Origin of the sequence: Chryseobacterium sp. ON_d1, from assembly GCF_006829085.1 — a bacterium.
Taxonomy (GTDB): domain Bacteria; phylum Bacteroidota; class Bacteroidia; order Flavobacteriales; family Weeksellaceae; genus Chryseobacterium.
On the sequence record NZ_BJTC01000004.1, the window covers coordinates 251,780 to 266,939 of the forward strand.

Genomic DNA, 15,160 nt, shown 5'->3' on the forward strand with positions numbered 1-15,160 from the left:
AAACAAAACACTATGAAACAAATTTATCAATTCGTAACATTGCTGTGCTTTGTACCAATAGGTCTGCTGGCACAATATTCTCAAAGTTTTGATTCGGCAACAATGCCTGCCGACTGGACGGTAATTAATGGAGGAGATCCCGGAACCTGGGAAACCTGGACTTCCTATGATTCTTCATTCAACGCACCTCATTCAGGAACACACTTTCTGGGATTAGAATATGGCAGTACTGCCCATGATGATTATGTCATTAGTCCCGCTATAGTAGTGACTGCAGGAGTATCGGATAAGCTTACTTTCTGGGCAAGAAACAGAGGAGCCGGACTTGCAGAGACAGTGGATGTAAAAATCTCAACAACAACTCCTACCGTTGCAGGACTTACCAATACGCTTGCTGCCGCAGTAAAGCCTCCTACTTCATGGAATCAGTATACCTATGATCTGACCCCTTATGTAGGACAAACTATTTACATTGCTTTTCATTCCACTACAACCGATATCTGGTTTATCGGGATAGATGATTTTCAGATTTCAGCAAACAGTCTATCGGTTTCTGATGCAAAAGCGGATAACAGCCGGGCATCTATCTATCCAAATCCGGTAAAAGATATCTTATATATCAAAAATAAAACGAAGATATCTGAAATCAATATCTATGATTTTAATGGAAAACTAGTGAAGAAAGAAATGATGAGCTCAGAAAACGGAACGGTAAACGTAAGCGAACTGGCTGCAGGAAATTATATAGTAAAGGTCAAAGATAGAGAGACTGAAAAAGGCTATAAAATTATTAAGAAATAAAACTTTTTATAATAGAATTAAAAAAGACGTTTCATCTGAAACGTCTTTTTATTTATTTTGGTAAACCTCTTTTTAAAGCAATTTCTGCCCTTTCAATGGCAAGCTTTTCTTTCCAGTCCATGTATTTACTTTTAAACTGTGATTTCATAACATCGTCAAATTTACGCTGTACAGTAAGATTCCATAAAGAATGAGCTTTTACTGCCCATGATTTGTCCCATGCTCTCAAAGAAATAGAGAAACTTCCGTCCAGATATTTCATCCAGTGCCACCATCCGGTAGGCATGAATAAAGTATCTCCATGCTCAAGATAACATTCAATTCCTTCTACACCATCCAGTGCCGGGAATTTGGTAAAATCAGGATTTTCAATATCATAATCTTCCAGTGCATAGGTTGCATACGGAATCTGGTAAAGCCTTTCTTTCCATTTATAGTCAAAAAGAAGAATATGCTTTCTTCCGTTGAAGTGAGTATGGAAAATATGAGCCATATCAATATCGAAGTGAAGGAACGTTACTGATCCTTTACCTCCAAAGAACATGTTTGGATATTTATCAAGAAAGCCTCCCATTAACTCTTTAGGAGAAATATAATCTTCAAGAAGTTTCGGAGCATATTTTATAGGGTCGAAAAGAAAGATTCTGAGATCAGTAGGCTCTCTTTGTATAAGATCTATATAATCTCCAAACTTCATTTTTGCTGCAGATGCATTGATGGGAGCAGAAGGGTCTGCCTTTGAGCTGTCATATAGCGGGACCTCTACATCTCCTACAACCTCCTTCATATATTCCATCGTCCATTTTTGATAAGCAGGCCATTTTTTTGCCATATTTTTGATGACAACGGGCCTTCTTGGCTTCAGATATTTTTCGTAGAAATCTTCTTTCGAAATGTCATCTACAACATCTATAGGCTTTAAAATAATTCCCATTTTATAAATTTTATGTTACAAAATTATTAAATATATATTGATGTACCAGTGTTTAATTTTTTTTTAATCTATGATTCAAATCAGATTTTACTATCTGGAACAGATAAAAATATTAAAATTTCTATTACCGTTAAACATGTTCCTTTGTTACTCAATAAGACAAAATGCCTATAGATTTTGTTACAGATTTTAAAAAATAGAAAGACACCCATTTTTGAGGAATTGATATGCCAAATACAGTTTTTAAGAAAAAATAATCAGTTGAGTCAATTTTATAACTTGTCCATAATTGATTTTAAATAAGGGTGTTACTTTAAAAGCTGAAAATTGTAAAAAAATATAACTATGTTTGTAGTGATAAAGGTTTAACTTTTATCTATAAAATTCATCTTTATAAAAAGTGTAACAAAAAACAATATCCATTAACTAATTGAGCAAATAATAAGTATGAAAAAAAATATTTCCTTATTTCTGATGCTTTTCTTTACGGTGCTTACTTTCGCCCAGAAAACGATCTCAGGAAAGATCACGGATGATGATGGGGTAGCAATACCAAGTGCCAGCGTTACGATAGAAGAGCCGGGGAAAGATGCCATTCTGGCTTATGCTATTACCAATGCCAAGGGAGAGTACAAGGTAACATTTACTTCTGCAGAATCCAATGTGGATCTTAAGGTGAAAGCATTTAATCAGAAACCTCTTACAAAACAGATCAGTAACAGTGATCAGACCCTGAATTTCAAAATGCAGTCGGAAGCTACAGAAATCAAAGAAGTACAGCTGAAAACGAAAATGATCACAGCAAGAGGAGATACCATTTCTTATGATCTTAAAGCATTCAACAGTAAAAATGACAGAACCCTTGCGGATGTAATGAAAAAAATTCCGGGGATTGAAGTGAACAACGATGGTACGATCCTTTACCAGGGGAATGCCATCAATAAATTCTATGTCAACGGAAAAGACCTTATGGAAGGTGGTTATGGCACTATCAACAACTCTCTTCCCAAAGATGCAGTACAGAAAGTAGAAGTTCTGGAAAATCACCAGCCGGTAAAAATTCTTCAGGATAAAGTGCCTTCAGATCAGGCGGCTATCAATATCAAGCTAAAGAACTCTGTAACCATGACGGGAAGAGGAGAAGTAGGAACCGGATTTGGAGACCCGTGGCTCTGGAATGTAAAGCTGACCCCAATGTTTTTCGGACAGAAAAGCCAATGGGTAGTCAATTATAAAACCAATAACATGGGTGAGCAGGTGGAAAATGAAGGAAATATCCTGGCATTCGGGAGCTCATGGGAAGGAAGAAGAAGTAATATTTCTCAAAATAACTGGTTGAATGTAGAGAATGCAGAGACCCCTAACCTTCCGGTAAAAAGATATTTAATGAACAGTGTTCATTACCTTTCTGCAAATTACCTTACCAACATTGATAAAAAGAAAGAATGGGAGCTTAAGGCCAATGCAAACTACACTAATAACGCAGTGGAAAGAGAATCAAACAGTATTACCAGAGATATCCAGCAGGGAACGCAATACACAACAAGGTTCCTGAATAATTTTTATACGGATAAACTAAAAGGAGAATTGATCTTTACAAAAAACGCTAAAAAGGGATTCTTTAAAAATACGACTACATTTTCACAGTTTTGGAATGGAGATAGGGCTTTTGCAGAAAGAAATGATAAAAATGGTTACAGGATAGGAAATGAAGCTTTGGAATCACCCACAACATCTTTCCAGAACTCTCTGAGTACCATTATTCCATGGAAGGAAAAAATGGTAAATTTTAAATCTTATATCAGCTATCAGAATGATAAGCAGACCCTAGAAATTTCTCCAGCCGATTATTTGCAGTTTCCTTACAAAGAAACAAATAGTACAGATTTAACTACGATTAAATTTACGCCAGGAAGCACAGCTTTGCAATATTTCAGAATTAAATCTTTAGATACTTCGCATTCTGCAAATATAAGTTTCTCTTCTAAGGGTTGGACTTTTACACCGCAAGTAGGACTCGACTTTTCAACAGATAAACTGATAACAAATTTCGATGGAAGCACAGTTAATGATAAACCAGACTTTGCAACATTAAACTACGAAAATGATTTGAAATTTACGAGAATCAATCCATCTGCTTCGGTGGGAATTAATTATAAATCTGAATCATGGAGCTTATTTTCAAGTTTCCCTGTTAATTTTAATAATATCAAAGCTGAAGATGCTTTCAGAAATGTTTCGAAATCTTTGAGCAAAGTAACATTTACTCCTAATATTTTTGCACAATATTCATTTGCTTCATTCTTCAAAGCCAGCGTGAATGGAGGAATCAGTAACAATTTTGGAGATATTCAAACAGCTTATGCCGGATATATTTTAATAAGTCCAGGTGGATTTAATAAAATGAACCCTAAAAATCCAATACCTGAAACCAATACAAAAAATGGAGGATTACGATTGGAATACAGAAATCCGCTGAATAATCTATTTTTTAATGTAGGCTATAGGCTAAGTGATACAAAAAATAACCTTTTGGCTTCAAGCATAGTTAACGAATCAGGATTTAGTGAAATTGAATATATAGAAAAAGAAAACAAAAGAACAAACAACAGTTTATATGCAGAAATTGGAAAATATTTTCCGAAATTTAAGACGAATGCATCATTCAGCTATAATAATAGCATCTCAAAATCTCAATCAATAAGAAATACAGATCTTATTGATACTAAAACTAATGGTAATACATTAGGATTTAAATTCAATAATACCTACTTCTCGTGGATGAGCGTTGATTTCAATATGACCAAATCATGGAATAAGCAAAGTAATGACATCATCCAGGCTGACCTTGGTAAAACTGAGGGGTATACCCATAATTTAAATGTATTTTTCTATCCTTTGGAAAATCATACTATTGGTTTTTACTGGGATCAGATCAATTCAAAATTAGGGCAAACAAAATTGAACAATGGTTTTTTTGATGTTTCTTACCAATTCAGCTGGTCTAAGAAAAAAGTCGATTTTGAATTAAAATGGATGAATATTGCAGACAGAAAAGTATTTGAAAAAATAAATGTTGGGGATGCAACTATTGCCCAGACAACTATGCAACTCCGCCCTAGCCAAGTGATGTTTACTGTAAAATTCAACTTTAAATAAAATAAAAACCAATCCATCCGGATTGGTTTTTTGTTGAGATATACTTAAATATTAAAATTAAAAACTTTGCTGGTCTGCTGAAGGCCCATAGCTTCCCGGCAAAGGAATGTTGTTCAGTCTGTAATACACTCCCAGTTGAGCCCTGTGATGGGTAATCTGGTTCAAAGCATGTCGTATTGCCCCGTATTTGCTCCAGCTTGCCAGTTCATGGCCGTCATTTTTAATGGTCCAGCTTGGATTCAGATCTTCTTCGTTGCTGCTTTCCAGGGCTGTTTTTGCTGACTGATAATCTTCCTCCAGTTTTTTCATGAGATCTGCTTTTGTAGAAAGAACAGTAGGTTTATAGTCTCCTTTGGCAAAATCCAGTTCAGACGTTTTTAAAATAGTGTTAGGCCATTCAAAAACTTCTACCAGGTGGGTGGCAAGAGGCATCATTTTCATGCTTTTTTCATGGGGAGCATAATCGTTTTTCCCTTCAGGGAACAGTTCAATAAATTTTTTTGTGGTTTGGAACTCTCCCTCCAGTTCGGATTTTAATTGAGATAAGGTATCCATAATATTTTGTTTTTTAGAAACTTAAAGATAAGCGTTTTGAAAATGAAAATGTTTTAAGAGAATCATAATTTTTCAGTCATCAGAGATTTGAAAACACAGAATATTTTTAGTAAAAAATAAAATTTCAAAAAAAATGTAACAAAAGAAGACATATGATTACTAATTATATAAACTTGTTTACAATGAAAAAGTTATTGTCCGTATTTCTTATCACTCTTTTTGCTTTTGCAGGAGCTCAGGAATCAAAGGAAACAGCCAACCGTTTCTTCTATGAACTGACTTTTAAACCGAAGAAAGATTCGGCAAAATTGGATAAAATAATAACCATTCTTGATATCACACCAAAGAAATCAATCTACCAGGATTATACCATGCCAGCCCAGGATTCTATCATTAAAGTACAGATAGAAGAAATGGAGAAGACCAAATCTTTTAAGGACATGACTAAGCTTATTAAATGGCCGAAGTTTTCCTATAAAATCATTAAAACTTATCCGGATATGAAGGTTCAGTATGTAGACAGAATCAGCAGAAACCTTTTCTCATACGAGGATGATCCTAAATTACAATGGAGTATTTTGCCGGATAAACAAAAAATAGGAGAATATAATGCTCAAAAAGCGACTACAGAATTTGGAGGCAGAAAATGGACAGCATGGTTCAGTTCAGATATTCCTTTCCAGGATGGACCTTATAAGTTTAAAGGACTTCCAGGACTGATAGTAAAAATTGAAGATGCGGATAAAAACTATTCATGGCAGCTGAGCGGAAATAAGAAGATCGAAAACTATGATGAACTGTCATACGCAGACAAGATCAATGCTAAGATGGGAATGACGAGCAATACGGTAACTCCTACTTCTAAGGAAAAATTTCTGAAGTCTTATGAAGGGTACAAAGCAGATCCATTTGCTGAATCCCGTCCATATATGACTCCGGAAAATATGAGCAGACCAATGCCGGGAACAGACGGAACTGTAGGTGATTTCATGAAAAGACTGGAAAAACAGGTAAAAGATTTCTTTGGGTCTAATGATAATCCAATAGAAAAAGATCAGCCTTCTGACAAGAAGAAAAAATAAGACTTCATATCAACTAAATTATATTTCGAATCACCCCAGATACAGCAATGTGTTTGGGGTGATTTCTTTTATGTTAAAACGTTATTTAGATTAAATTTAAATAACGTATATTTGCAGGACTAAAAATCAGGCTTTGAACGAGAAAGGTTTACATAAATTAAGTGGATTCCCTAAAAACAAAATGGGGAAGATATTGGGATATGATAATGACCATCTGAAAATGCCCAATAAAATCATTGAAATGGGGCTTCTTCCGGAGACTGTTTTCAGGGTTTTGTATCAGGCTCCCTTCAGCGGGCCTATGTATGTGGAATTTGGAATAGAGAAAAGCAGGATTGCTCTTCGTGAGGAAGAAGGCGATTACATCATTGTTGAAGAATTGAATTAATGCAGGAAAACAAAAGAAAACAGGTACTTTTAGTCGGAAATCCTAATGTAGGAAAGTCAACGGTTTTCAATACGCTTTGCAACAAAAAGCAGAAGACCGGAAACTATGCCGGCGTTACCGTTGCCAGTCATTCGGGGAACTATGTTTATAATAATGAGGAGGTTGAAGTCATTGATCTTCCAGGTTCCTACAGTGTATATCCGAGTTCAGAAGATGAAGCTATTTTTTCCAAATATCTGCTTGATGAGCAGAAAAACTATGCAGGAGTTGTTTATATTCTTGAAGCACTAAGTTTAAAAAGAGGGCTGCTTCTGTTTCAGCAGATTCAGGACCTTGGAATTCCGATGATTTTGATTGTCAATCAGATTGACCAGGCAGAAAGAAGAGGAATTACTATCGATATTCAGAAGTTTTCTGAAGCATTGGGCATTAAAATTATTCAGACCAATGCCAAAGAACAGATCGGGATTGATGAAGTAAGAAAAGCTGTTTATAACAATGAATTTGTAAAAGCAGATAAAGTTTCTTTTGAAACACCGAACGAGCATCGTGATTTTATTCAGAAATTGGCTGCTCATAAAGGTTTCGACAACGAGTACAAAGCGTGGATGAGCCTTTCATTAGGAACAGACCTGGGAAGAATAGGATCTGTCCTGGAACAGCTTAACGAACCTGATGCGAAAAGCCTGGTTCCAAAGAGATTACAGGTTCAGGAAACCGTAAGAAGATATCAGAATGTAGACAGAATACTGGCTGATGTTATTTCTAAAAAAGCTCAGTTCAAGGAATTACTGACCGAAAAGCTGGATAAGGTTTTAGTGCATAAATTCTGGGGGTATGTTGTCTTTTTAGCTATTTTACTGATTATTTTCCAAAGTGTTTTCTTCCTTGCAGAATATCCGATGAGCTGGATTGAAAGTACTTTCTCATGGCTGGCGGCATTTACCGGGGAACATCTTCCTGAAGGACCGGTTAATTCTTTGATCTCAAACGGGATTATTCCGGGAATAGGCGGAATTGTTGTTTTTGCGCCGCAGATCGGAATTCTGTTGTATTTTCTTTACCTGTTGGAAGACTCGGGCTATATGGCAAGAGTGGTATTTCTGATGGACAGATTGCTTCGACCGTTCGGACTTAACGGTAAAAGTATTGTTCCGCTTGTATCAGGAACTGCCTGCGCTATCCCGGCGGTGATTTCTACCAGAAACATTGAGAATGTAAAAGAAAGATTGCTGACGATACTGGTAACACCATTTATGACATGTTCAGCGAGGCTTCCCGTATACAGCATTATCATTGGACTGATTATTTCAGAAGGAACATTTTTAGGTATAAAATATAAAGCACTGGTTCTGATGGGTATGTACCTTCTTGGCTTTCTGGTTGCTTTATTCTCAGCTGCTATTCTTAAAAGATTTATTAAAAGTAAAGGAAAAACGTATCTGGTGATGGACCTTCCGGCCTATAAAAAACCACTTTTCGGATATGACTTTAAAATGGTCCTGGGAAAAGTATGGGACTTCATTACCGGAGCCGGAAAAATAATTTTCATTGTCAGTATCATCATCTGGTTCCTGAGCTATTTCGGACCGAGCCAAAAAACGAATGAGTTTGTCGCTACAGACGTTCACCTCGATCATTCTTACCTTGCAAAAATGGGTAAAGGAATAGAACCTGTTATCGCTCCGCTTGGCTACGACTGGAAAATGGGGGTGGGAATCCTTACAAGTTTCGTGGCAAGAGAAGTTTTCGTAGGAACAATGTCTACATTGTACAGCCTGGAAGACGATGCTCCGGAAGTAAAAGTGATTGATAAAATGAGAAGAGATGTAAAGCCCAACGGAGAAAAAGTCTTCAGTTTTGCCACCGGAATTTCGGTTCTTCTTTTCTATGCATTTGCAATGCAGTGTGTTTCTACACTTGCAGTAGTCTACAGAGAAACCAAAAGCTGGAAATGGACCGGCTTTCAGGTAGTCATGATGACCGGTTTGGCATATTTTGTGTCGATGATAGTATATCAGATTTTAAAGTAATGGACTCATCATTAATTATTCAATACGTACTTGTTCTGCTTATTGTAGCATTCGCCTGTTACTCTTTATTTAAAGTGCTTAAAAAGAACTTTGCCCCTAAGAAATTCAGTTCCAAAAGAACCAACTGCGATAAAGACTGTGGCTGTTCTTAATATTGGGATGATCCGATAATTGAAAAAAATGTAGTAATTTCATTTTTCTAATGTAAATTATTAATTTGAATTACTTAAAAACAGGATTACTCGTATCATTTTCTTTATTTGCTTTTCTGCTAAAAGCACAGTCAGATACGGCCGGTATCAGGTCTTATGCAGACCAGGTAATGATTCGTGTGAATCTTGATACCAATCTTGAGAACTACGTTTTTTCTGCAGGAGAGGGGAAAGATGCTTTCGAGATGGACCTGTCAATCAATAACAAAACGAAAACTTCTGTTTCAATTGATTATAGAATTATAAGTGCAACAATATCGTTTGCACCCAGGTTTTTAGACGGAAATAATGATGATGAAATGAAAGGGAAAAGTTCTTATACCGATTTCAGCTTCAGGTTTTTTCCAGGGAGATTCATCCAGAATGTTTATTATAAAAATGTAAAGGGCTTTTATGTAGAAAATATGAAAGACCTGTCCCCTGGCTGGCAGGAAGGAAGAGATCCCTATATTCAGTTTCCGGATTTACGGGTGCAAACTTTTGGAGGTTCCACATCTTATATGCTCAATAAAAATTTTTCAGCAAGAAGTATCTACACTCAGGGAGAGTGGCAGGAAAAAAGCAGTGGAAGCTGGGTTCCGTTTGTGGATTATGACCTTACGGTCTTCAGAAATAAAATTGACGGTGTAAGAAGTAAAGAGATACAATACAATATCGGAGGCAATATGGGGTATTTCTATAATTGGGTGATCGGAAAGAAGGTCAATATTTCACCTTATCTGGCTGTTGGAATTGGAGGAAAATTTTCCAGCTATAGAGATATTCAGAATGGAGGAACCAAAGAAAATTCACAGTATGCTACCATAAGAATGCAGGGAGGCCTTCATATAGGCTATAATACTGACCGGTTTTTATTCGGGGGCAGAATGAATTTTAAAGCCTATTCCTATGATCAGAAAAATAACCAGACGATAGAAAATAATAATCTTTATGGACTGTTATATATTGGGTATCGCTTTGCGCCACCGAAAGTTGTAAAAAATACCTACGATAAAATTCAAAAAAAGATCCCTGTTCTATAAGTTCAATGGTCTTTTAAGTATCTTTGCGCTGGAAAATTTAGAAAGAACAAAATAAAAGTAAAAACATCATGTCATTAATAAAATCTATTTCCGGAATTCGCGGAACCATTGGAGGAAGAGTAAATGATAACCTGACACCGCTGGATGTGGTAAAATTTGCATCCGCATTCGGAACATGGCTTCAGAATAATAAAAACAAAAAAGATCTTACCCTTATCATCGGAAGAGATGCCAGAATCTCCGGTCAGATGGTTTCTTCTTTAGTCACTGCAACATTGCAGGGATTGGGAATTAATGTAATAGACCTTGGCCTTTCTACAACACCAACAGTAGAAGTAATGGTTCCTGAGCTGAATGCCGACGGAGGAATCATCCTTACGGCTTCCCATAACCCAAAACAATGGAACGCCCTTAAGTTATTGAACGAAAAAGGAGAGTTCATCAGTGGTGACAACGGTGCTGAGGTTCTGGCTCTGGCGGAAAGTGAAGACTTTAACTATGCAGAGGTGGATGATCTTGGAAAATATGAAACAAGAGATGATGCTTTTGATATCCATATCCAGCAGATCCTGAATTTACCAATGGTAGATGTGGAAGCAATCAAAGCGAAGAATTTTAAGGTAGTCCTTGATGCTGTCAATTCTACAGGAGGAATTGCGATTCCTATGCTTTTAGATAAACTGGGTTGCGAAACCATCAAATTATACTGTGAACCTACAGGACACTTCCCGCACAATCCTGAACCGTTGAAAGAACATTTGGGCGATATCTGCGAATTGGTGAAAAAAGAAAATGCAGACTTAGGAATTGTCGTGGATCCGGATGTTGACAGACTCGCTTTAATTGATGAAAAAGGAGAAATGTTCGGGGAAGAATACACTCTGGTAGCAGTGGCAGATTACTTATTGAAACATAAAAACGGAGTAGCTGTTTCCAATCTTTCTTCAAGCCGCGCTTTGAGAGACGTGGCACATGCCCACAACTCAGAATACTTTGCAAGTGCTGTAGGAGAAGTAAATGTAGTTACCTTGATGAAAGAGAAAAATGCGGTGATCGGAGGAGAAGGAAACGGAGGAATTATCTATCCTGATTTGCACTTCGGAAGAGATTCTTTAGTAGGGGTAGCCCTATTCCTGACCCATTTAGCCAAAGAAAACAAAACCGTTTCCAAACTAAGAGCAGGATATCCAAGCTATTTCATGGGTAAAAAGAAAATAGAGCTGACTCCGGAGATTGATGTAGATGCTATCTTAAGCAAAATGGAGCAGGAGTATCAGAATGAAGAAGTTTCTACCGTAGATGGTGTCAAAATAGACTTTGAAAATAACTGGGTTCATCTTAGAAAATCTAATACGGAGCCGATCATCAGAATTTATACTGAAGCTAAATCTCAGGAAGAAGCAGATCAGTTAGGTGATGATATCATTGCTAAAATCAAGAGTTTAATTTAAAAATATATGAAGAACGGATGCATTGTCCGTTCTTTTTTTATCATAGAAATGTTTGAACATCTCAAAGAAAATTTTCCTTTCCCTAAAGAAAAGTGGAGAAAATTTCTAGGCAGCTTCGAACGGATGGAAGTTCCTGGTAAAACATTGCTTTTAAAAGAAGGTGAGGTTTCCTATAATGCCTATTATATTGAAAAGGGTATTGTTAGAGCCTGGTATAATAACGATGGGAAAGACGTTACATTCCAGTTTTTTCTTGAAAACACGATGTTTTCTTCCCTTGAAAGCTTTAAAAAAGGGTTGCCGAGCATGGTTTCATTTGAGACCATAGAATCCTGTATCTTATACAAAATAAGCAAACCTGATGTGGACGCTTTCCTGGAAGAAGTCTATGAAAATCCTGAGCTCAGAGATTTCTTTATGGATGCTCTTTTTGAAAGAATATTTGATTATATGAAGCATTTCTTTTCATTCATTAAAGACACACCGCAGCAACGATATTTAAATCTGATTAAACAAAAACCGGAGATTATCAAAAGAGTTTCCCAACATTATATTGCCTCCTATCTTGGTATTACCACCGTACATCTCAGCAGAATCAAAAGTAAAATATTGAAAGAAAGATTGGAATAAGCGGGAAGCCGGAAGTTTACAAAGAAACTGCATAAATTCTGACTCATCTTAAACGCAATGTTCGCAAAGAATAATAAGTATTGTTAAAAATGTTCGCAAAGGCGTTCCTCTCAGCGATGTTCATTGTTATTTGCTGAATGAAGTGCCCTTGCGAACACATTAATACTTACTCTTATTTCCTGGCGTCCTCTGCGTTTTTAATCTTTTGCCTGTTTATAAACTTCCGGCTTCCTTTCCCGAAATCCAAAACTGATAACAAATGTTATCGCTCCATAGCTTTCACTCCTCATAATTTTGTATAAAAATTAAAAAGAATGAAAGCAGCAGTAGTATTTGAAAAAGGAAATATTCCTCAATACACCGATTTTCCGGACCCTGAAGTACAGGGAAATGAGATTTTAGTTTCAGTAAAAGCAGCCTCTGTTAAAAATCTGGACAGAGCCAGAGCGGGAGGAAATCATTATTCTACAGATAATCAGGAACATCAGCCAGCCATTATTGGCACAGATGGAGCAGGATATCTGGAAAACGGAGATAAAGTCTATTTTTTCAGCAAAAAAGGAACCGTAGCAGAAAAAGCAGCAGCAGATAAAAAAATGATCATTCCGATTCCTGAAGAACTGGACTTCTCTATAGCAGCAGCATTGCCCAATGCGGTGATGGGATCAGCTATGGCATTAAAATTCAAAGCGGGATTACAGCAGGGGAACACTGTTCTGATCAATGGAGCAACGGGAATTACGGGTAGAATTGCGGTTCAGATTGCCAGGCTATATGGAGCGGGTAAGATTATCGTTACAGGAAGAAATGAAGAATCCCTGCTGGTTCTACGTGAGTTAGGTGTCAGTGAGGTGATTTCTCTCAAGGAGGAAGATGGTGATTTTAAGCAAAAAATAAAAGAGATCCATAAGGAAACCCCTATAGATATTATTGTGGATTATATCTGGGGACATTCTGTAGAAATGATATTATCTGCCCTTAAGGGAGACGGAAACTTTTCTCATAAAACAAAGCTGGTAAACGTAGGAGGAATGAGCGGAGATACCATTCAGCTGTCTTCACAGATTCTGAGAGGAACTGATATTCAGATTTCCGGATCCGGATTAGGAAGCTGGACCAAAGAAGAAACAATGCTTTTGTTTTCAGAAATTATCCCCGGAATTTTTCAGGCAGCCGTAGAAGGAAAAATTAAAATGGAAACACAAGACATTGATATTAAAAATATCGGAACTGTCTGGAATAGTGAGATACAAAGCGGAAAACGCCTGGTCATAAGAATTTAACCCCAATTTCCATTTTTTTATCCACAATCCTTTTATCGGTTTTCTTTTTTTACTATTTTTATAATAGAAATTTATGAAATGGAAAATTCAAAAAAAAGTTGCAACTTTGCATAAATATTTGAATATCAGTTTCAGATGTATTATTAACTAAACGTTTGCCGAGGTTTGCAAGTAAATTCAGACATCAGGCCGACAAAGAGGACACTATTGGAAGAGTATTTTGGAAATGAACTTGTAAAGAAGTTCGAGGAAATGATGGAAAACAATGAGGAATTCTACTTTGATACAGAAGAGTTGGAAGACATTATTGTTTATTATTTGGAGCTGGGTGATTTTAATTACGCTGACATGGCCGTTAATTATGGACTCAAGCTTCATCCTAATTCGTTGGATATTAAGATCAAAAGACTTGAGATCCTTCTGGAGTGGGAAGAGTATAATACGGCGAAAGAACTTATTGATGAACTGAAAGGGGCTTCTATGGAGAACACAGACTTTTTGGTTTGCTACGCCAAGTATTATTCGAACTTAGGAAATCCCAGAAAATCCATTGAAATCTGCAAAAAAGCTTTGACATTAGAGGAAGAAGAAAACTTTCTCCACAACTTTATTGCGGATGAATATGTGAATCTCGGAGATCCTTTTAACGCTCTTAAACATTACAGAAAAGCACTGAAAGAAGATCCGGCAGATGAATATGCGCTGGAAAACTGTATGGTGTGCTTCAGTGACCTGAATAAGAGTGAGGAGGCAATAGCCTTTCTTAATGAATATTTAGATGATTTTCCTTATTCTGAAACCGCATGGTTTGAATATGGGCAATTCTATTTCAACAGAAAAAATTACGATGAAGCCATAAGAGGCTATGACTATCTGCTGGCCATCAACTCAAACTCTGTAGGAGTGTATGCCAATAAAGCAGCCTGCTATGAGGCCCTGGGACAATATCAAAAGGCAATCGAGACTTATGAGGAGATGCTTGAGCTGGAATATACAAAGGCATTTACTTTTTATAAGATCGGATTGTGCAACAAGGCATTAAAACAGCCTATACTTGCACTGAATGCGTTTCAGAAATCGTTAAGAGAAGATCCTCAGTTTTATCTTGCGATGATGGAGCAGTCTTATCTTTATGAAGAAATGGGAGGAATGACTGAAGCATTACATTATGCCAAAGAAGCTACCCAGCTGAATGAAAATAACCTTGATTATCAGAAAAGATTGGCTTTTCTGTTCATAGATTCAGGGAAATTTGAAGAAAGTCTTTCCTGTCTGAAAAAGCTGGTAGATGCTGAGCCTACAAGGTTTTATAACTGGTATGCCTATTCAGAAGTTTTGATGTTGGTAGGAGAGTATGAAGAAGCAATAACGGTCTTGAATAAAGCTATAAAGAAACATCACAGAGCTGAGCTGTTTTATCAGCTGAGCAATTGCTTTTTCAATCTGAAAGATCAGGATAAAGGAATGGAAGCACTTCAGAAAGCCTTAGACCTTGACCCTTCTTTGGTGAAAGATATGCAGAAAAAATATCCTTTTATTAAAGATGAGGTGAAAAAGGTAAAAGCAAATAAAGTGAAGAAAAAGAATTAATCAGTCTAATAAAATAAGGA

Annotated in this window: 12 protein-coding genes; 10 read left to right on the top strand and 2 right to left on the bottom strand. The window is 36.6% G+C overall.

All coding sequences use genetic code 11. The features are described 5' to 3' along the window. Window positions 1-12 precede the first annotated feature (12 nt). On the top strand, window positions 13-801 hold the full coding sequence (locus tag CRS_RS08435) for a T9SS-dependent choice-of-anchor J family protein (protein WP_142723610.1): 789 nt from the start codon (window positions 13-15) through the stop codon (window positions 799-801). A 52-nt stretch (window positions 802-853) separates the two neighbouring features. Here CRS_RS08435 and CRS_RS08440 read toward each other — a convergent pair whose 3' ends face one another. After that, entirely contained in the window at window positions 854-1,735 is an 882-nt protein-coding gene (locus CRS_RS08440; RefSeq protein WP_142723611.1) for a cupin-like domain-containing protein, read from the bottom strand. 447 nt (window positions 1,736-2,182) lie between these two features. Between CRS_RS08440 and CRS_RS08445 the strand changes: the two genes are divergently transcribed. Continuing rightward, entirely contained in the window at window positions 2,183-4,894 is a 2,712-nt protein-coding gene (locus CRS_RS08445; protein ID WP_142723612.1) for a carboxypeptidase regulatory-like domain-containing protein, read from the top strand. Window positions 4,895-4,951: 57 nt separating this feature from the next. Here the strand turns inward: CRS_RS08445 and CRS_RS08450 are convergent, their stop codons facing one another. Beyond that, window positions 4,952-5,449 (bottom strand): DinB family protein, encoded by a 498-nt coding sequence (locus CRS_RS08450; protein WP_142723613.1) that lies wholly within the window; start codon window positions 5,447-5,449, stop codon window positions 4,952-4,954. A 182-nt stretch (window positions 5,450-5,631) separates the two neighbouring features. On the opposite strand from CRS_RS08450, the gene CRS_RS08455 reads away from it, so the two are divergent. The 8 genes from CRS_RS08455 (at window position 5,632) to CRS_RS08490 (ending at window position 15,140) form a co-directional block, all read left to right on the top strand. Beyond that, a complete protein-coding gene (locus tag CRS_RS08455) occupies window positions 5,632-6,531 on the top strand; it encodes a GLPGLI family protein (RefSeq protein ID WP_142723614.1) in 900 nt (299 codons plus the stop codon). A 133-nt stretch (window positions 6,532-6,664) separates the two neighbouring features. Beyond that, window positions 6,665-6,919: a FeoA family protein gene (locus tag CRS_RS08460; RefSeq protein ID WP_142723615.1), complete on the top strand. Its 255-nt coding sequence runs from the start codon at window positions 6,665-6,667 to the stop codon at window positions 6,917-6,919. Beyond that, window positions 6,919-8,952: a ferrous iron transport protein B gene (gene feoB, locus CRS_RS08465; protein WP_142723616.1), complete on the top strand. Its 2,034-nt coding sequence runs from the start codon at window positions 6,919-6,921 to the stop codon at window positions 8,950-8,952. Before CRS_RS08460 ends, feoB begins: the two co-directional genes overlap by 1 nt. 217 nt (window positions 8,953-9,169) lie before the next feature. Further along, a complete protein-coding gene (locus CRS_RS08470) occupies window positions 9,170-10,186 on the top strand; it encodes a DUF4421 family protein (RefSeq protein ID WP_142723617.1) in 1,017 nt (338 codons plus the stop codon). 68 nt (window positions 10,187-10,254) lie between these two features. Beyond that, on the top strand, window positions 10,255-11,637 hold the full coding sequence (glmM, locus tag CRS_RS08475; protein ID WP_142723618.1) for a phosphoglucosamine mutase: 1,383 nt from the start codon (window positions 10,255-10,257) through the stop codon (window positions 11,635-11,637). Window positions 11,638-11,643: 6 nt separating this feature from the next. Beyond that, window positions 11,644-12,267 (top strand): Crp/Fnr family transcriptional regulator, encoded by a 624-nt coding sequence (locus CRS_RS08480; RefSeq protein ID WP_228451213.1) that lies wholly within the window; start codon window positions 11,644-11,646, stop codon window positions 12,265-12,267. Window positions 12,268-12,581: 314 nt separating this feature from the next. After that, window positions 12,582-13,550, top strand: coding sequence for a zinc-binding alcohol dehydrogenase family protein (locus CRS_RS08485; protein WP_142723619.1), 969 nt, complete (start codon window positions 12,582-12,584; stop codon window positions 13,548-13,550). Between the two features lie 207 nt (window positions 13,551-13,757). Next, on the top strand, window positions 13,758-15,140 hold the full coding sequence (locus CRS_RS08490; RefSeq protein ID WP_142723620.1) for a tetratricopeptide repeat protein: 1,383 nt from the start codon (window positions 13,758-13,760) through the stop codon (window positions 15,138-15,140). Window positions 15,141-15,160 lie beyond the last annotated feature (20 nt).

What these genes read in the sequence shown, in the direction of transcription:
- CRS_RS08455 (WP_142723614.1), top strand. Translation starts at nt 5,632, where the DNA reads ATGAAAAAGTTATTGTCCGTATTTCTTATCACTCTTTTTGCTTTTGCA.
- CRS_RS08440 (WP_142723611.1), bottom strand. Translation starts at nt 1,735, where the DNA reads ATGGGAATTATTTTAAAGCCTATAGATGTTGTAGATGACATTTCGAAA.
- CRS_RS08485 (WP_142723619.1), top strand. Translation starts at nt 12,582, where the DNA reads ATGAAAGCAGCAGTAGTATTTGAAAAAGGAAATATTCCTCAATACACC.
- CRS_RS08445 (WP_142723612.1), top strand. Translation starts at nt 2,183, where the DNA reads ATGAAAAAAAATATTTCCTTATTTCTGATGCTTTTCTTTACGGTGCTT.
- feoB (WP_142723616.1), top strand. Translation starts at nt 6,919, where the DNA reads ATGCAGGAAAACAAAAGAAAACAGGTACTTTTAGTCGGAAATCCTAAT.
- glmM (WP_142723618.1), top strand. Translation starts at nt 10,255, where the DNA reads ATGTCATTAATAAAATCTATTTCCGGAATTCGCGGAACCATTGGAGGA.
- CRS_RS08435 (WP_142723610.1), top strand. Translation starts at nt 13, where the DNA reads ATGAAACAAATTTATCAATTCGTAACATTGCTGTGCTTTGTACCAATA.
- CRS_RS08480 (WP_228451213.1), top strand. Translation starts at nt 11,644, where the DNA reads ATGAAGAACGGATGCATTGTCCGTTCTTTTTTTATCATAGAAATGTTT.
- CRS_RS08450 (WP_142723613.1), bottom strand. Translation starts at nt 5,449, where the DNA reads ATGGATACCTTATCTCAATTAAAATCCGAACTGGAGGGAGAGTTCCAA.